Source organism: Bordetella genomosp. 13, assembly GCF_002119665.1.
In the GTDB taxonomy this organism is placed as follows: Bacteria; Pseudomonadota; Gammaproteobacteria; order Burkholderiales; family Burkholderiaceae_B; genus Bordetella.
In genome coordinates this window covers 3,288,754-3,305,934 of record NZ_CP021111.1, presented here as the reverse complement: position 1 = coordinate 3,305,934, position 17,181 = coordinate 3,288,754, and the positions used below count along the sequence as shown (strand labels likewise).

17 protein-coding genes are annotated in these 17,181 nt (G+C 68.6%); 7 read left to right on the top strand and 10 right to left on the bottom strand.

What is annotated here, in order from left to right; all coding sequences use genetic code 11:
• Positions 1-285 precede the first annotated feature (285 nt).
• Positions 286-576 carry a DUF3579 domain-containing protein gene (locus CAL15_RS14795; protein WP_086079299.1) on the top strand — a complete coding sequence of 97 codons (291 nt, stop codon included), beginning with the start codon at positions 286-288 and terminating at the stop codon, positions 574-576.
• A 44-nt stretch (positions 577-620) separates the two neighbouring features.
• Here CAL15_RS14795 and CAL15_RS14790 read toward each other — a convergent pair whose 3' ends face one another.
• The 3 genes from CAL15_RS14790 to CAL15_RS14780 form a co-directional block, all read right to left on the bottom strand.
• Entirely contained in the window at positions 621-1,574 is a 954-nt protein-coding gene (locus CAL15_RS14790) for a 2-hydroxyacid dehydrogenase (RefSeq protein WP_086079298.1), read from the bottom strand.
• Between the two features lie 81 nt (positions 1,575-1,655).
• Entirely contained in the window at positions 1,656-2,600 is a 945-nt protein-coding gene (locus tag CAL15_RS14785; RefSeq protein WP_086081110.1) for a Bug family tripartite tricarboxylate transporter substrate binding protein, read from the bottom strand.
• 143 nt (positions 2,601-2,743) lie between these two features.
• Positions 2,744-3,748, bottom strand: a complete 1,005-nt coding sequence (locus tag CAL15_RS14780) for a Bug family tripartite tricarboxylate transporter substrate binding protein (RefSeq protein ID WP_086079297.1) — start codon at positions 3,746-3,748, stop codon at positions 2,744-2,746.
• 267 nt (positions 3,749-4,015) lie between these two features.
• Here CAL15_RS14780 and CAL15_RS14775 point away from each other — a divergent pair, with 267 nt between their 5' ends.
• The 6 genes from CAL15_RS14775 (at position 4,016) to garL (ending at position 10,831) form a co-directional block, all read left to right on the top strand.
• Positions 4,016-4,945 carry a dihydrodipicolinate synthase family protein gene (locus CAL15_RS14775; RefSeq protein ID WP_086079296.1) on the top strand — a complete coding sequence of 310 codons (930 nt, stop codon included), beginning with the start codon at positions 4,016-4,018 and terminating at the stop codon, positions 4,943-4,945.
• A 184-nt stretch (positions 4,946-5,129) separates the two neighbouring features.
• Entirely contained in the window at positions 5,130-6,149 is a 1,020-nt protein-coding gene (locus CAL15_RS14770; RefSeq protein WP_086079295.1) for an SMP-30/gluconolactonase/LRE family protein, read from the top strand.
• A 95-nt stretch (positions 6,150-6,244) separates the two neighbouring features.
• Entirely contained in the window at positions 6,245-6,985 is a 741-nt protein-coding gene (locus tag CAL15_RS14765; protein ID WP_086079294.1) for a FadR/GntR family transcriptional regulator, read from the top strand.
• 149 nt (positions 6,986-7,134) lie between these two features.
• Complete coding sequence (locus tag CAL15_RS14760) at positions 7,135-8,184, top strand: Ldh family oxidoreductase (protein WP_232468237.1); 1,050 nt, start codon at positions 7,135-7,137, stop codon at positions 8,182-8,184.
• Positions 8,185-8,252: 68 nt separating this feature from the next.
• Positions 8,253-9,998, top strand: coding sequence for an L-arabinonate dehydratase (araD, locus tag CAL15_RS14755; protein WP_086079293.1), 1,746 nt, complete (start codon positions 8,253-8,255; stop codon positions 9,996-9,998).
• Positions 9,999-10,063: 65 nt separating this feature from the next.
• On the top strand, positions 10,064-10,831 hold the full coding sequence (gene garL / locus CAL15_RS14750) for a 2-dehydro-3-deoxyglucarate aldolase (RefSeq protein ID WP_086079292.1): 768 nt from the start codon (positions 10,064-10,066) through the stop codon (positions 10,829-10,831).
• A gap of 200 nt (positions 10,832-11,031) precedes the next feature.
• On the opposite strand, the gene rpsT is transcribed toward garL, so the two are convergent.
• The 7 genes from rpsT to CAL15_RS14715 all read right to left on the bottom strand — a co-directional run bounded on the left by rpsT (position 11,032) and on the right by CAL15_RS14715 (position 17,071).
• Positions 11,032-11,295 carry a 30S ribosomal protein S20 gene (gene rpsT / locus CAL15_RS14745; protein ID WP_086079291.1) on the bottom strand — a complete coding sequence of 88 codons (264 nt, stop codon included), beginning with the start codon at positions 11,293-11,295 and terminating at the stop codon, positions 11,032-11,034.
• A gap of 366 nt (positions 11,296-11,661) precedes the next feature.
• A complete protein-coding gene (locus CAL15_RS14740) occupies positions 11,662-12,672 on the bottom strand; it encodes a FecR domain-containing protein (protein ID WP_086079290.1) in 1,011 nt (336 codons plus the stop codon).
• 200 nt (positions 12,673-12,872) lie between these two features.
• On the bottom strand, positions 12,873-14,435 hold the full coding sequence (gene murJ, locus CAL15_RS14735) for a murein biosynthesis integral membrane protein MurJ (RefSeq protein WP_086079289.1): 1,563 nt from the start codon (positions 14,433-14,435) through the stop codon (positions 12,873-12,875).
• A 78-nt stretch (positions 14,436-14,513) separates the two neighbouring features.
• The gene (locus CAL15_RS14730; protein ID WP_086079288.1) at positions 14,514-15,272 is read right to left on the bottom strand and encodes a 3-hydroxyacyl-CoA dehydrogenase; all 759 of its coding nucleotides are present in this window, start codon (positions 15,270-15,272) and stop codon (positions 14,514-14,516) included.
• Between the two features lie 63 nt (positions 15,273-15,335).
• Positions 15,336-15,992: an adenylate kinase gene (adk, locus tag CAL15_RS14725; protein WP_086079287.1), complete on the bottom strand. Its 657-nt coding sequence runs from the start codon at positions 15,990-15,992 to the stop codon at positions 15,336-15,338.
• A 91-nt stretch (positions 15,993-16,083) separates the two neighbouring features.
• On the bottom strand, positions 16,084-16,848 hold the full coding sequence (gene kdsB / locus CAL15_RS14720; RefSeq protein WP_086079286.1) for a 3-deoxy-manno-octulosonate cytidylyltransferase: 765 nt from the start codon (positions 16,846-16,848) through the stop codon (positions 16,084-16,086).
• 31 nt (positions 16,849-16,879) lie between these two features.
• On the bottom strand, positions 16,880-17,071 hold the full coding sequence (locus CAL15_RS14715) for a Trm112 family protein (RefSeq protein ID WP_086079285.1): 192 nt from the start codon (positions 17,069-17,071) through the stop codon (positions 16,880-16,882).
• Positions 17,072-17,181 lie beyond the last annotated feature (110 nt).

Sequence of the window (17,181 nt, the reverse complement as noted above, 5' to 3'; positions counted from 1 at the left end):
GCCGCCGGCGTGGCGGGCGAATTCCTGCGGGCGGCGCGGCGGCAATGGGCGCGGGACGAGCGAGCCGGCCGTCGGCCGCTCGCCGCGCGCAACTCGCCGCGTACGCGTGTTTCCGGTTTATTGGGGAACGAAGCGCGGGGCGAAAGGATCAATCATATACAATTCGCGGCGCGGGTCGCTTTTTTGTCGGGGAGCCGCTCCCAGGGCAAAAGCGCCTCTCAGGGGCAGCAAGTCGAAGACGCGGCCGATCCCGGCGTCCCATGCGCGGCCCGCATTGAAGAATCCATGGCAAATCCTGTCAGACAATTCATTATCCACGGCGTCACCGAAAGCGGCGCCCGATTCCGTCCCAGCGATTGGGCCGAGCGCCTTGCCGGCGTGATGTCGCAGTTCAAGCCGCCCGGCTGCGGCGGCAACCACCTGACGTATTCGCCCTATGTGCTGCCCGTCGTCATGGACGGCGTGCGCGGCATCGTGGTGGACCAGCGGCTGCGCGAACTGGAGCCGCTGGCCTACAAGTTCGTGGTCGAGTTCGCGCGCGACAATCAGCTGAAGACCGAGGAACGCGAAGTCTGACGCCGCGGGCGGCAGGCCGTTGCGGCCCGTGCGCCCGCGCATGCTCACTCCACTGGCGTGATGACCTTGCCGGTCTCGAAATACGCCTTCACGTTGTCCAGCATCAGGTTCTCCATCGCCAGACGCGTTTCATAGGTGGCGCTGCCGATGTGCGGCAGCAGCACCGTGTCGTCGTGCTGCTTCAGGGCATCGGGCACCTTGGGTTCGTGTTCGAACACGTCCAGCGCCGCGCCTCCCAGCTTGCCGGCCTGCAGTGCCGCCACCAGCGCCGCCTCGTCGATGACCGGGCCGCGCGCGATGTTCACGATCAGGCCCTTGGGACCCAGCGCTTCGATGACCTGCTGGTCCACCAGGTGGCGCGTGCCGGGGCCGCCCACGGTGGCGACCACCAGGAAGTCGGACCAGCGGGCCAGTTCGACCAGCGAGGCCTCGTAACCGTACGGCACGTCGTCGCGCTGGCGGCGATTGTGATAGCGCACCTCCATGTCGAAGCCCTGGCCGCGGCGTGCGATGGCCTCGCCGATGCGGCCCAGCCCGATGATGCCGAGCTTCTTGCCGCTGACGCGCGTGCCCAGCGGGATGCTGCCGTGCACCTGGCCCCATTTGCCTTCGCGTACGAAGCGGTCGCCCAGGCTCATGCGCCGGGCACCAGCGATCATCAGGCCCCAGGCCAGGTCGGCCACGCAGTCGGTGAGCACGTCGGGGGTGTTGCTGACCTGCACGCCGCGTTCGCGCGCCGCGTCCAGCGCGATGGTCTCGAAGCCCACGCCCCAGCTGCAGATGGCCTTGAGGGACGGCAGGGCGTCGATGAGTTCGGCGTTGGCGCCCATGTTGGCCGAAGTGACCAGCACGGTGATGTCCTGGGCATGCTCGGCCAGCGCGCGTGCGCGGTCTTCATGCTTCCATAGTTCGAATACGTCGTACGTATCGGCCAGGCGCGCGTTGGCAGAGGGGGATCCGGCCAGCGATCCGACTTGGAGAATGCGGGGTTTGGTCATGGTTGCGGTGTGGAGTGAGGGCGAAACAGATGCTACTTGATTCCGCGGCCGGCGGCGTGCGCGCCGGCCGCGGCTGAAGCGTCACTGCAGCTCGATGCCGGCCTTCTGAATGACGTCCTTCCAGCGCTTCACTTCGGCCTGCTGGAACTTCGCGAACTCTTCGGGCGAGCTGGCGACCACCTCGAAGCCCAGTCCCTGCAGCGTCTTCTCGACCTGCGGATCGCGCAGCGTGGTGCGCAGCGCATCGGAGAGCTTCTTCACGACGGGTTCCGGCGTGCCCTTGGGCACGGCGAAGCCTTGCCACGAGTACACGACGGTATCGGGAATCCCGGCCTCGGCGAGGGTCGGCACGTTGGGCAGGTCGGGCACGCGCGATTCGCCCGTGACGGCCAGGGCCTTCAATTTGCCTGCCTTGACGTGCGTCAGCACCGCGCCCAGGTTCTGGAACGATACGTTGACCTGTCCGCCGATCAGGTCCGCGATGGCGGCGGCGCCGCCCTTGTAGGGCACGTCCACGCCGGTGGTGTTGGTGCGCTGGCGGAACAGGATGGCCGACAGGTGGTCGGACGAGCCCGTGCCCGACGAGGCATACGACACCTTGTCCGGATTCTTCTTGGCGTAGGCGACCAGTTCAGCCACCGTGCTGGCCGGGAAGGACACGGGCGCGACCAGCAGGTTGGGATTGCGCACCGCCTGGGTGAGGTACGTGAAGTCCTTGCTGGGGTTGTACGGCAGCGACTTGTACAGGGCCTCGTTGATGGCGAAGGTGCCGATCGAGCCCACCATCATGGTGTAGCCATCCGGCGTGGCGCGCGCCAGGGCCTGCGCGCCGATGGCGCTGTTGGCGCCGGCCTTGTTCTCGACCACGAAGGTCTGGCCCAGGAGCTTGGCCAGGCCGGGCGTGACCGAGCGTCCCGTGATGTCGGACGAGCCGCCCGGCACGAAGGGCACGATCATCGTGACCGGCTTGTCGGGGTACTGCTGGGCCTGGGTGGGGGCGGCCGCGCCGAGCAGGGCGCAGGCCATGGCGATGACGCTGGTCAGTCTGTACACGATGTCTCCTGGTGCGCGTGTGTCGTTGTATCGGGCGCCGCCGGCCGCGCGTCGCGACGACGTCCTCTGAGGCCCGCCATGCTGCGCGAGCCGGGTCTGGTGTGCGTCCGGCGCCTTCAGTCCACCTTGGCGCCCGACTGCCGGACCACCTTGGCCCACTTGTCGGTTTCCTGCGCCATGAAGGCCTTGAAGGCGGCGGGCGTGATGCCCGAGGGCTCGGCGCCCTGGGCCTGCAGCTGACGTTTCACATCCTCCTGCTGCAGCGCGCGCGCCACGTCGCGCTGCACCTTGTCGATGATGGCGGGCGGCGTGCCCGCCGGCGCCAACAGGCCGAACCAGCTGGACGCCTCGTAGCCCGCGATGCCGGCCTCGGCCATGGTGGGCACGTCGGGCAGCGCGGGCGAGCGCTTGGCGGTGGTGACCGCCAGCGGCCGCAGCTTGCCCGCCTTCAGGAAGCCCATGGACGAGGGCAGGTTGTCGAAGATCAGGTCGGCCGAACCGGCCATCACGTCGGTCAGCGCAGGGCTGCTGCCCTTGTAGGGAACGTGCGTCATCCGCGTGCCCGTCATCGCCTGGAACAGCTCGCCCGACAGATGCGTGGAGGTGCCGTTGCCGGTGGACGCCATGTTGACCTTGCCCGGGTTCGCTTTCAGGAACGCCACCAGGTCGGACACGCTGCGGATGTTGTTCCGGTCGGCGAAGGCAGGATTCAGTTCGAGGATGTTGGGCACCGGTATCACGAGAGTGACCGGGTCGAAGTCTTTCACCGGGTCGTACGGCAGCTGGGCGTACACGGATTGATTGATGGCATGCGTGCTGACGGTGCCCATCAGCAGGGTGTAGCCGTCAGGCTTGGCGCGGGCGGCTTCGCCCGTGCCCACGTTGCCGCCCGCGCCGGCCTTGTTGTCGACCACGACCGGCTTGTTCCAGGCCTTGCCGAGTTCGGCCGCCACCACGCGCGCGGCGATGTCGGTGGTGCCGCCGGCCGGAAAGGGCACGAGGATGCGGACCTCGCGATCGGGGTAGCCCTGGGCGTTCTGGGCGTGAGCGGGCATGGTCAGGCAGGCGCCCGCCACCAGGGCGGCGCAGGCGGCGCGCAGGCGTAGAGGTACGACAAGCATGGATTCGTCTCCTGGGTGTGCGCGTGACCGCGCATCTATCGTCGAACTGCTGGCCGCGCCGGCATATCCCGCGTGCCGGCGGCGGAGTGGCGTAGGCCTTGCGTATGCTTGCTTGTAAGACAATATAGGTATAGAGTTTTTACTTGTCAATCAAGTAAACGGCTGCCGAGCCAGTCATCAGACAACGGGCCGTGTCGGCTGTCGGGCCGCGTCCTGTGCGCGGTGCCGTGGGTCTTTCCTCCGCGCTTTCCAGGAGCCTGCCTCTCCATGAAAACCACCCCGGTCACCGCCGCAGACCTGCGGCGCTCCGTCATCGCGGTGCCGCCGCTGGCGCGCAGCGCCGACCTGTCGCTGAACGAGGCGGCCAATCGCGCGCTGCTGCGCCATCTCGAAGATGGCGGCGTACGCAGCGTCATGTACGGCGGCAACGCGAACTTCTACAACGTGGGCGTCAGCGAGTACGCCCGGCTGGTGGATTTCCTGGCCGAGGCGGCCGGCGCGGACACCTGGGTGCTGCCTTCCGCGGGGCCCGATTTCGGCAAGCTGATGGACCAGGCCGCGATCCTGCGCACGCGCGAATTTCCCACGGCCATGCTGCTGCCGATGTCGTTCCCGTACACCGACGCCGGCCTGGCCGACGGCGTGCGTCGCTTCAGCGATGCGCTGGGCAAGCCGGCAGTGGTCTACATCAAGAGCGCCGACTATCTGGCGCCTGCGACGGTGGCGCGCCTGATCGAAGAAGGGCGCATCGCCGCGCTGAAGTACGCGGTGGTGCGTGACGATCCGGCGGACGATCCCTACCTGTCGGCGCTGCGCGAGGCGGTCGATTCGCGCTGGATCGTCAGCGGCATCGGCGAACGTCCGGCCATCGAACACATGCGGGGTTTCGGACTGCAGAGTTTCACGTCCGGTTCCGTCTGCGTGGCGCCGCGCGGCTCGATGCGCCTGCTCGGTCTGCTGCGCGACGGCCATTACGAGGAAGCCGAACAGGTCCGCCAGGCCTATCTGCCGCTGGAGGATTGCCGCGATGGCATCAGTCCCATCCGCGTGCTGCACGACGCCGTGACGCTCTCCGGCGTGGCAGACATGGGGCCGATGCTGCCCCTGCTGACCGGTCTGTCCGAGTCCGAGCGCCAGCGTGTCGCGCCGGTTGCCCGGGCCCTGCTCGAATGGGACCGCGGCGTGGCGCCGGCCTGAGCCAATGCGCGAATGAACCGGCCCGCCGAGCGGTTCCGCGCGCCGGGCCGCTCATGACTCATCGCGGGTCATGCCGCGACCCCTGCAACGGCGCGACGACGCCGCCGCTTCGAACGAGGAGACACGCATGCATGAAGCAGATCGGCCGTCCGGCGACTTGCCGGTGCACGCAACATCGAGGTCCATGAAACACAACGTCAGCGCGGGGCGGCGCACGGTGTTGCGCGCCGCGGGCGCCGCGGCGCTGTTGCCTGGCATGGCGCACGCCTGGCAGCCCGCGCAGCGCTATCCCGACCCGGCCATCGTGTCGCTGGACCCGGCCTTCGACAAGTATCGGCTGTTCAATGCCGCGGTCGAGCAGCTCGCCACGGGCATGCGATGGTGCGAAGGTCCGGTGTGGTTCGGCGATGGACGCTATCTGCTGTGGAGCGACGTGGCGGCCGATCGCATCATGAAGTGGGACGAGGAAACCGGGCAGGTGAGCGCGTTCCGCCGGCCGTCGAACTATTCCAACGGCAACACGCGCGACCGCCAGGGGCGGCTGCTGACGTGCGAGCATCTCACGCGGCGCGTCACGCGCACGGAATACGACGGGTCCATCACCGTGCTGCTGGATCGCTATGAGGGCAAGCGCCTGAACTCGCCGAACGACATCGTGTGCCGCTCGGACGGGTCGGTGTGGTTCACGGATCCGCCCTTCGGCATCGGCGGCAATTACGAGGGGCGCGCGGCGCAGTCCGAGCTGCCGCAGTCGGTGTACCGCATCGACGGCAAGACCGGCGCCGCCACCGCCGTCATCACCGACCTCAAAGGCCCCAACGGCCTGTGCTTCTCTCCCGACGAAAGCAAGCTGTACGTGGTCGAGGGGCGCGCCACGCCGCATCGCCTGATCCACGTCTACGACGTGCTGGACGGCGGCACGCGGCTGGGCAACCGCAACGTATTCCTCGAGGCCGTCGACGCCACCATCGACGGCATGCGGTGCGACGTGGACGGCAACCTGTGGTGCGGCTGGGGCATGGGCGAGGGCAAGGACGGGGTGATGGCGGTGTCGCCGCAAGGCAAGCTGCTGGGCCACATCAAGCTGCCCGAGCGCTGCGCCAACCTGTGCTTCGGCGGTCCGCAGCGCAACCGGCTGTTCATGGCGGCCAGCCGCTCGGTGTATGCGGTATACGTCAACACGCAAGGCGTGGCGGGCGGATGAGGGCGGTGCGGCGGCGAACGGGCTACCATAGCCCCGCCACACGCCGCCATGCTGCATAAGGAAGACAGGTGCCCCCCAGAAAAGCCCCGATAGCCATGCCCACCGAGCGGGGCCGCGACGAGGCCGTGCGCGCGCTGGAACGGGGCCAGCGGGTGCGGCTGGCCGACCAGCTGTATGGCCAGATATTCGACCAGATCGTCGAAGGCCGCCTCAATGTGGGCGACAAGCTGCCCTCGGAACACGAAATCTGCGAGATGTATGGCGTGTCGCGTCCGGTGGTGCGCGAGGCCCTGCTGCGGCTGCGCGCCGACGGGCTGGTCATGGCGCACCAAGGCCTGGGCACCTTCGTCAGCCACCAGCCGGCGCCGCGCCTGAAGACCTTCGATGGCGTGCAGAACGTGGCTGCCTATCTGCGCGCGCAGGAGGTGCGGCTGGCGCTGGAGGCCGACGCCGCCCGCCTGGCCGCGCTGCGCCGCACCGACGACCAGCTGCGCCGCATCGTGCAGGCGCACAATGCCTTCATCGACGCCTTGCAGAGCGGCCGCGTGTCGGCCTCGGCGGACCTGGCTTTTCATGCCGCCATCGCCGAGGCCAGCGGCAACGATTACTTCCTGGGGGTGCTGGAGAGCATCCACGAATCCATCAGCGGCTTCATGCGCCTGACGCTGAACCTGACGCGCACCGGCTCGCGCCAGCGCGCGCAGCGCGTGGCGGACGAGCACGCGGCCATTCTGGACGCGATCCGCGAGCAGGACTCCGAGCGCGCCAAGGTGACCATGCAGTTCCACCTGGGACAGGCGCTGCACCGGCTGGTGGACCGCGAGCGCGACGATTAGCAGAGCGAGGTACCGCCGCGCGGCCGTGCCGCGGCGTGGCGGAAGAACACGAGCACGCGGGCGGCGACCCGCATGGGAGACAGGCAGTGGCAGGCGATCCGGCAACGACGGCGTGCGTGCGCATCGAGGCGGTGCGAGAACAGATACTGATGGTGCTGACGGCATGGGGCATGCCGCGGGACCTGGCCGATACGGCCGCCGGCCTGATGGCCGAGACCGATCTGCTGGGGGTGGATTCGCACGGCATTTCCATGCTGCCGAGCTATGAGGACCGGCTGCGCGCGGGCACGCTGCGCATCGACGCCAGGCCGCGGCTGGCCCGCGACGGCACCGCCAGCGCGCTGCTGGACGGTTGCGGCGGACTGGGCCATCCGGTGTCGGCGCAGGCCATGGAGCTGGCCGTGGACAAGGCGCTGGCGCATGGCGTGGGCGCGGTGGCGGTGCGCAATTCGCATCACTTCGGCGCGGCGGGCGTGTATGCGCGCCTGGCGGTGCGGCGCGGCCTGGTGGGGCTGGTCACCAGCAGCGCCACCACGCTGATACTGGTGCCCACGCACGGCGCCATGCCCGTGTTGGGCACCAACCCCATCGCCTTCGGCGCGCCGGCCGAACGCAACGAGCCGCTGGTGCTCGACATGGCCACCACCACCGTGGCCGCCAACAAGGTCAAGGTGTACGACTTCCATGGCAAGGCCCTGCCGCCCGGCTGGGCCGTGAACGGCGCGGGCGCCAGCGTCACCGATCCGGCCGAGGCCATGCGCTACATCTTCCAGCATGCCGAGGGCGGCCTGACGCCGTTGGGCGGCACGCCGGCCATGAGCAGCCACAAGGGCTACGGGCTGGCCCTGCTGGCGCAGGTGCTGGGCGGCACGCTGGGCGGCAGCGCGCTTGCGGCGCGCCATGCGCGGCGCCGCAAGCCGGGCGACCCGGACGACATCGGCCACTTCTTCCTGGCGCTGGATCCGTCGGCGTTCCGCGAGGCGGGCAGCTTCGCGCAAGACATGGACGAGCTGATCGACACCATGCACGAGACCCCGCCCGCCGATGCGTCCCAACCCGTGCTGGTGCCGGGCGATCCCGAGGCCGCGGAACGCCAGCGCAGGCTGCGCGACGGCGTGCCCATTCCCGAGGCGCTGGCCGCGCGCCTGCGGCCGCTGTGCGAGCGCTGCGGCGTACCCTATCTGCTGTCGCAGGGCTGAGCCCCATACGCCGCGCTCCGTCGCGAAGCCGCGCGCCGGCCCCACACGCCATACAAGGACAACGAGACATGACCACTTCCCGCAAACGCAAACTGCCCGAGGAACTGCGCAGCCACCGCTGGTACGGCGTGCAGGACCTGCGCGCCTTCGGCCATCGCTCGCGCACGGCGCAGATGGGCTATCACCGTTCCGACTACGCCGGCAAGCCGGTGATCGCCATCATCAACACCTGGAGCGACATCAATCCCTGCCACAGCCACTTCAAGCAGCGCGTGGAGGAGGTGAGGCGCGGCATCTGGCAGGCCGGCGGCTTCCCGGTGGAGATGCCGGCCATGAGCCTGTCCGAGCCCTTCCAGAAGCCCACCACGATGCTGTATCGCAATCTGCTGGCCATGGAGACCGAAGAGCTGCTGCGCTCTTATCCCGCTGACGGCTGCGTGCTGATGGGCGGCTGTGACAAGACCACGCCCGCGCTGATCATGGGCGCGCTGTCCATGGACCTGCCGACGCTGTTCGTGCCGGCCGGCCCCATGCTGCGCGGCAACTGGAACGGCAACACGCTGGGCTCGGGCTCCGACACGTGGAAGTACTGGGCCGAACTGCGCGCAGGCAACATTACCGAGGCCGACTGGCAGGGCGTGGAGGACGGCATCGCGCGCTCGCCCGGGCACTGCATGACGATGGGCACGGCCTCGACCATGACGGCCGCCGTCGAGGCGCTGGGGCTGTGCCTGTCGGGCTATTCGTCGATTCCCGCGCCCGACTCGCGCCATGCGCAGATGGCGAGCCTGTCCGGCAAGCGCATCGTCGACATGGTCTGGGAAGACCTGAAGCCCAGCGACTTCCTGACCGCCGCCTCGTTCGACAATGCGGTGCGCACGGTGCTGGCGTTGTCGGGCTCGACCAATGCCGTGGTGCACCTGATCGCCATGGCGCGTCGCGCGGGCCACGCGCTGGACCTGGAACGCTTCGATCGCCTGGCGCGCACGACGCCGGTGCTGGCCAACCTGCGGCCGGCCGGCAAGTACCTGATGGAAGACTTCTACTACGCGGGCGGCCTGCGCGCGCTGCTGGCGCAGATGGGCGACCTGCTCGATGCCTCGCAGCAAACCGTGGACGGACGCACGCTGGGCGAGAACATCGCGGGCGCGCGGGTCTTCAACGACGACGTGATCCGATCGCGCGAACAGGCGCTGGTCGAACGCGACGGGCTGGCCGTGCTGCGCGGCAACCTGGCGCCGGACGGCGCGGTGATCAAGCCGCCCGCCATGGAGGCGCGGCTGCAGCGGCATACGGGCCGCGCGGTGGTGTTCCACGACTACAACGACATGGCCGCGCGTATCGACGACGCGGATCTGGACATCGACGCCGACAGCGTGATCGTGTTGCAGAACGCGGGACCGCAGGGCGCGCCGGGCATGCCGGAATGGGGCCAGCTGCCGATCCCGCAGAAGCTGTTGAAGCAGGGCGTGCGCGACATGGTGCGGATCTCGGATGCGCGCATGAGCGGCACGAGCTACGGGGCCTGTGTGCTGCATGTGGCGCCCGAATCGTATGTGGGCGGCCCGCTGGCGCTGGTGCGTTCGGGCGACCGCATCGCCCTGGACGTGCCGGCGCGCCGCCTCGATCTGCTCATCTCCGACGAAGAGATGGCGGCGCGCCGTGCCGCCTGGCAGCCATCGCCGCCGCGCTTCGAACGAGGCTTCGGGGTGCTGTACCTGAAGCACGTGGGGCAGGCCGACACCGGCTGCGATTTCGATTTCCTGCAGACCCGCGGGTCGCAGCAGCCGGCCGGCGAACCCGAGATTCACTGATTCCCGCCGCGCATTGCGCGCGTGCGTCCCGCCTTCAGATCGTTTTGCCAGGAGCTAGTCTTTCCATGACCTCACCCATACCCAACCGCTTCCGCCAGCGCATCCTGGCGCGCGACCGCCAGGTCGGCTTCTGGCTCAGCATGACGAGCCACATCACCACCGAACTGGCCGGCCTGGCCGGCTTCGACTGGCTGCTGCTGGATGGCGAGCATTCGCCCAATGACGTGCCGCTGTTCGTGCACCAGTTGCAGGCCCTGCAGGGCAGCCAGAGCGCCGCGGTGGGCCGGCCAACGTGGAACGATCCCGTCGAGATCAAGCGGCTGTTGGACATCGGCTTCTACAACCTGCTCATTCCCTTCATCGAATCGGCCGAGGACGCACGGCGCGCCGTGGCGGCCACGCGCTATCCGCCTGCGGGCATGCGCGGCGTGGCTGGCCTGCAGCGCAGCAACCGCTATGGCACCGTGCCCGAGTATCTGCGCGAGGTGAACGACAACATCTGCGTGCTGCTGCAGATCGAAAGCCGCCCCGGCGTGGAGGCGGTGGACGCGATCACGGCGGTGGAAGGAGTGGACGGCATATTCATCGGCCCTTCGGACCTGGCCGCCGCGCTGGGCCACCTGGGCAATCCCGGCCATCCCGAGGTGCAGGAGACCATTGCCCATCTGTACCGGCGTGTGTCGGCGCAGGGCAAGGCGGTGGGCATCCTGGCTCCGGTGCCGGCCGACGCGCAGCGCTACCTGGACATGGGGATCCAGTTCGTGGCCGTGGGCACCGACCTGGGCGCGTTCAAACAGGCCGTATTCGGGCTGCGCCAGGCGTTTCCCAGCTGACCCGCTGACCGCCGCCTGGCGGCCAAGTGGCGTGCACCCAACGCAAAAAGGATGCCCTGGGGCATCCTTTTCACTGGCCGGACATCGCGATCGCGCGGCGCGCAGGGCGGCTTCGATGCGAGGCAGGCAGGGCTACGGCGCCGCATTGCGCGGTGCCGGACGTTGTAGCGGGCTGCGTGGCGCGGGCCCGCGAGGCACTATCAGGCCAGCGCCTTGACGGCAGCCGACAGGCGGCTCTTGTGGCGAGCGGCCTTGTTCTTGTGGATGATGTTCTTGTCAGCCACGCGGTCGATGATGCTGGTGGCCTTTTGCAGCGTTTCCGCGGCGGCAGCCTTGTCGCCGGTGGCGATGGACTGGCGAACGCGCTTGATGGCGGTGCGCAGCATCGAGCGCAGGCTGGAGTTGTGCTTGTTGCGTTCGACCGACTGACGGGCGCGCTTGCGGGCTTGGGCGGTATTGGCCATAAGGAATAGGACTCTTACTTGATGACTGGGTCTGTCCCGGCGACCCGTCGACGGTTTCGACGACAGGGTCTGGCCCGGATTCGATTATTGGTGCAGCGACTCAAGCCTGGGCGCCTGTACGAAAGACATCCACGTAGTTATCCACACGGTTATCCCACGTAGCGAGCCTGCCTTTCGCAGCCCGCCTTTGCGCCGTCGCTTAAGCTTTCAGCCGGGTATTCCAGCAGAGTAATTCCGCTATATACCGCAGCTGGCCTGTAAATTCGGCAAAGTCCAACATTGTATCAGCTTGGCCTGCGATTGCAAGGGAAACAGCTTTGTGGTGGATATGCGTGGCGTCCGGGCCGCAGCCCGGCAGGCCGTGCCTCAGGCGCTGAGTACGTTGATGGACACGAACCACGGGGTGACGCGCGACACCTTGATGGGCATGCTGTTCTCGAGCGCGCGCAGCGCGGCGTCGGAGTCGTCCAGCGGGTAGGTGCCGCGCACCGGCAGGCCGCCGGCGGCCATGGACACGCGCAGCGTACCCTGGCGATACGGCCGCAGGGATGCCACCACCTCGGCCAGAGGGCGGTCGTGCGCCTCGATCCAGCCGTTTTCCCAGGCCGCGTCCGAGACCAATTCGGTGCGCGGCAAGCCGATACGGGCGTCGTCGAAGCGGGTGCCCGTGCCGGCGGGCACCAGCGCGCGGGCGCCGGAGCGGGTTTCGATCTCGACGTCGTTCTGGTGCACCACGACCAGCGTGCGGCGGGCCTGCTGGCGCACCATGTAGTGGGTGCCCAGCGAGCGCACGACGCCTTCGGCGGTGCGCACCAGAAAGGGCCGGTTGGGATCAGCCTGCACGTTCACCGAGATGGCCCCCTCGCGCAGGTGCAGCATGCGATACGTGGCCGTGTACTCGAGATCGACGCGGCTGCGGGCGTCCAGCAGCAGCTGGCTGCCGTCGGCCAACAGGTAGCGGCGGCGTTCGCCGGTTTGCGTGGCCGCGTCGGAGGCGAGACCGTTAATGGGGTAGTAGGCGTTGCCCACATAAGCCGCGGCGGCCAGCCCGCCGCCCACGGCCAGCGCGCCGGTGAGGAAATGGCGGCGGCCGAGGGAGACTCCGGCGCTGGCGGCCGCCAGTGCGGGAAGGGCGCTGTCGGGTACCGGCGGCTCGGCCTGGCCCGTGTAGCCCGACGGATAGGCGTCGCTGAGGCGGCCCGCCGTGGGGCCGCCCAGCACCCCGGTGAGTTGCTGCCAGGCGTTCTCGTGCTGCGGGTGAGCATCGCGCCAAGCCAGGAAGTTGGCGTAATCCTTGGGCGTGGCGCGCCCCGACCGCAGCAGCACCAGCCATGTCACGACCTGGTCGGACAAAGGCGGCTGGGGGGCAGCGTTCAAGTCGGGTTCCACGCTAGGCCCTATGGGTACCTGGGTTGCAAACTGCAAGATGGCGGTTTCGGCGAAGTCGGCCTGCGTTTCCGCAGATGGTTAGACAATACGGATCTTTACGAAAATTTACCTTAAAGAAACGTCAATTGTCGACCCCGCCAAAGAGTTTTGGCTTTATATCGGACAGAAAAGGCGAAAAAGTCGGGTATTTAGGCGCGGATGGCGCGACGGCCGAAGTCGCGGGGACGAAAGCCGCAGGCAAACAGTCCGCCAAAATAGGCCAATCCGCTGGCCGCCAGTACGCCAAACAGATACAGACCGCGCAGTGCGGGCTCCGTCTGCAGGCCGACCCAGTCGATGCGCGCGTCCGCGTAAAGCAGTACCGCGCCCAGCGCGGCCAGCGCGGGCACCACGCGCAGCAGAAAGACGCCCCAGCCCGCGGCGGGGCGGTAGATGCCGCGCCGGCGCAGCCCGAACAGAAGCGATCCGGCGTTGATGCAGGCGCCCAGCCCGATGGCCAGGGCCAGGCCGGCATGCGCCAGCACGGGCACCAGCACGGCGTTCAGCAACTGGGTCAGCACCAGGACCATGACGGCGATCTTCACCGGCGTGCGGATGTCCTGCCGCGCATAGAAGCCAGGCGCCAGGATCTTCACCGCCAGCAGGCCGATGAGGCCCACCGAATACGCCACGACCGCCACGCGGGTCTGTTGCACGTCCCGTGCCTCGAAGGCGCCGTAGTGAAACAGCGTGGCCACGAGGCCATCGGACAGCAGCATCATGCCCAGGCTGGCCGGCAGGCCCAGCAACAGCACCAGGCGCAAGCCCCAGTCGAGCAGGCCGCTGTAAGCGGCCTGGTCCGAGCGCGCGTGCGCCGCGGACAGGCTGGGCAGCAGCACCGTGCCCAGCGCCACGCCCAGCAGCGCGGTGGGAAACTCCATCAGCCGGTCGGCGAAGGACAGCCACGTGACGCTGCCCGGCGTCAGCCAGGTGGCGATGTTGGTGTTGATCAGCAGCGAGATCTGCGCCACCGAGACGCCCAGGGTGGCGGGCGCCATCTGCTTCAGGATGCGCTGCACGGTCGGGTCGCGCCAGGCGGTGGCGGGGCTGGCCGACGGACGCGGCGCCATGCCCAGGCGCGCCAGCGCGATCCACTGCACCGCCAGTTGCGCCACGCCTCCCGCCATGACGCCGATGGCCAGACCGTAGATCGGCGTTTCCAGACGCGGCGACAACCCGATGCAGGCGGCGATCATGCACAGGTTGAGCAGCACCGGGGTGAAGGCGGGCACGGCGAAGCGCCGCCATGTGTTGAGCACGCCGGACGCGAAGGCGATCAGCGACATGCAGAGGATGTACGGAAACATGATGCGCGTCATCACGACCGCGCTGGCGAACTCGCCGCCGCGCCCGGGGTCGCGCAGGCCGCTGGCCATCAGCGTGACCACGAAGGGGGCGGCCAGGATGCCCACCATCGTCAGCAGCATCAGGGCCGCGGTCAGCAGCACCGCGACACGGTCCAGCAGTGCGCGCACCTCGTCGTCGCCGCGATCGTTGCGCGCCGCGCCCAGGATGGGCACGAAAGCCTGCGAGAAGGCGCCTTCGGCGAACAGGCGGCGCAGCAGATTGGGAATGCGGAAGGCGACCCAGAATGCGTCGGTGAGCGGACCGGCGCCGAACGCGCGCGCGATCAGGATGTCGCGCGCCAGGCCGGTGATGCGCGACAGCAGCGTGAAGCCGCTGACGGTGGCGGCCGATCTGAGCAAAGCCATGCGGATTTTCTTGGAGGGCGCGGCGGCCGCGGCCGCCGGGTATCGAGCTGCGCGGCGGCAGGCGCCGCGGCTTTCCGTTTACTTCGGCGGCATGCGGATCGCGCCGTCCAGGCGGATCGTCTCGCCGTTCAGCATCTCGTTGGTGACGATGCTGTACACCAGCTTGGCGTAGTCTTCGGGGCGGCCCAGGCGGGCAGGGAAGGGGATGCTGGCGGCCAGCGAATCCTGCACTTCCTGGGGCATGCCGAAGATCATCGGGGTGCCGAAGATGCCGGGGGCGATGGTCATGCAGCGGATGCCGGTCTTGGCCAGGTCGCGCGCGATGGGCAGCGTCATGCCGGCCACGCCTGCCTTCGAGGCCGCATAGGCCGCTTGGCCGATCTGGCCGTCGAACGCGGCCACGGAGGCCGTGTTGATCAGCACGCCGCGCTCGCCGGTGGGCTCGGGGTCGTTGGCGCTCATGGCCTCGGCGGCCAGGCGCATCATGTTGAAGCTGCCGATCAGGTTGATCGACACCACCTTCTGGAAGAGGTCCAGCGGGTGGGCGCCGTTCTTGCCGACGATCTTGGCCGCCGGCGCGACGCCCGCGCAATTGACCAGGCCGAACAGCTTGCCCAGCGACTTGGCCTCGGCCACCACGCGCTGGCCGTCCGCTTCCTGGGTGACGTCGCAGTGCACGTAGCGTTGGCCGAGTTCCTCGGCAAGCTTCTGGCCCGGCTCGTCCTGCAGGTCGGCGATGACGACCTTGGCGCCATGCTCGGTCAGCATGCGCACGGTGCCGGCGCCCAGGCCCGATGCGCCGCCCGTCACGATGAATACCTTGTTCGCGATTTCCATGTGTGCTCTCTCGATGTGGGACTGTATGCGTTCCGGCCGCCATGGCGGCGGCCGGTCGGTCGATCAGCTTTGCAGGGCCTGCGCCAGGCGGGCCTTGATTTCGTCGACCGCGCCCACGCCCGAGATCTTGCGGTACTTCGGCGCCTGGTCGGCGTCCTGCCGAGCCCAGCCGGCGTAGTAATCGACCAGCGGCCGGGTCTGCTGCTGGTAGACCGACAGGCGGTGGCGCACGGTTTCCTCGCGGTCGTCGTCGCGCTGCACCAGCGCTTCGCCGGTGACGTCGTCCTTGCCTTCGACCTTGGGCGGGTTGAAGCGGACGTGGTAGCTGCGGCCGCTGGGCTGGTGTACGCGGCGGCCGCTCATGCGTTCGATGATGTCGGCGTCGGGCACCTCGATCTCGACCACGTAGTCGAGCTTGACGCCCGCGCTCTTGAGCGCGTCGGCCTGCGGAATGGTGCGGGGAAAGCCGTCGAACAGGTATCCCTTGGCGCAGTCGTCCTGCTTGAGCCGGTCTTGCACCAGGCCGATGATGATGTCATCCGATACCAGGCCCCCCGCGTCCATGACCTTCTTGGCCTCGATGCCCAGCGGGGTGCCGGCCTTCACGGCCGCGCGCAGCATGTCGCCAGTGGAAATCTGCGGAATGCCGTAGTGCTGGGTCAGAAAGGCGGCCTGGGTACCTTTGCCGGCGCCGGGCGGTCCGAGCAGGATGAGACGCATAGTTGCTCCTGAAGAGAGTTTAGTTTTTGTGGTCGGGGGCGATTATGCCGCAATGCAGCATCCGCTGCCGGATCGCGAGACGGAAGAAATCTTATAACCGATTTGCGTACCACGCCCGCACGCGGGCGAGGTCGGCGGGCGTATCGACGCCCGCCGCCGGCGCCTGCGCGGCGCGGTGCACCACGATGGCGTGGCCGTGCTCGAGCGCGCGCAGTTGTTCCAGCGATTCGAAGCGCTCGAGCGGCCCTTGCGGCAGCGCCGGAAAGCGGCGCAGGAAGGACACCCGGTAGGCATACAGGCCGATGTGGTGCAGGGCCGGCAGGCCGGGGGCCAGCAGGCGCTCGCCGCCAGCCAGCGCATCGCGCGCCCAGGGTATCGGCGCGCGCGAGAAATACAGCGCACCGTCGTCGGCGCCGCATACGACCTTGACGACGTTGGGATTGAACAGCGCTTCGGCATCGGCCAGCGGGCAGGCGCAGGTGGCGATGTCGGCCCGCGGGGCAGCCAGCAGCTTGGCAGCCACGGCGTCGATCAGTTCGGGTTCGATCAGCGGCTCGTCGCCCTGGACGTTGACGACCACGGCGTCGTCGGGCAAACCGAGCTGCTGTACCGCCTCGGCCAGCCGGTCGGTGCCGGTGGCGTGGTCTGCGCGGGTCAGCAGGGCCGAATAGCCATGCGACTGCGCGGCCTGGCGCACGCGGTCGTCGTCGGTGGCGACGTGAACGGCCGATGCGCCGGATTGCGCGGCGCGCTCGGCCACGCGCACCACCATGGGCTTGCCGGCGATGTCGGCCAGGGGTTTGTCGGGCAGGCGAGTGGAAGCGGCGCGGGCTGGGATGAGGGCCACGAAGCTCATCGGTACTCGCCCTTGAGGCGGCTCGGCACCCTCATGGCGCAGCCGGAGGGGCGGGGGCGGGGTCCAGGTCGCGGGCCTCGGATTCGAGCATGACGGGGATGCCGTCGCGCACGGGGAAGGCCAGGCGGTCTGCCTTGCATATCAGTTCGGCGTGCGGGCGGTCGAATTCGAGTCGACCCTTGCACAAGGGGCAGACGAGGATGTCGAGCAGGCGGGATTCCATGCCGGAATTCTAGAACAGAACGCGGTCCCTCGGGCCGCCCGTGTGCTGTAGTGGAAAAGTCGCGGGCCTCGCCGTGACCTGCGCGGCTTGCGGCCTGCAATGTGAGCTCG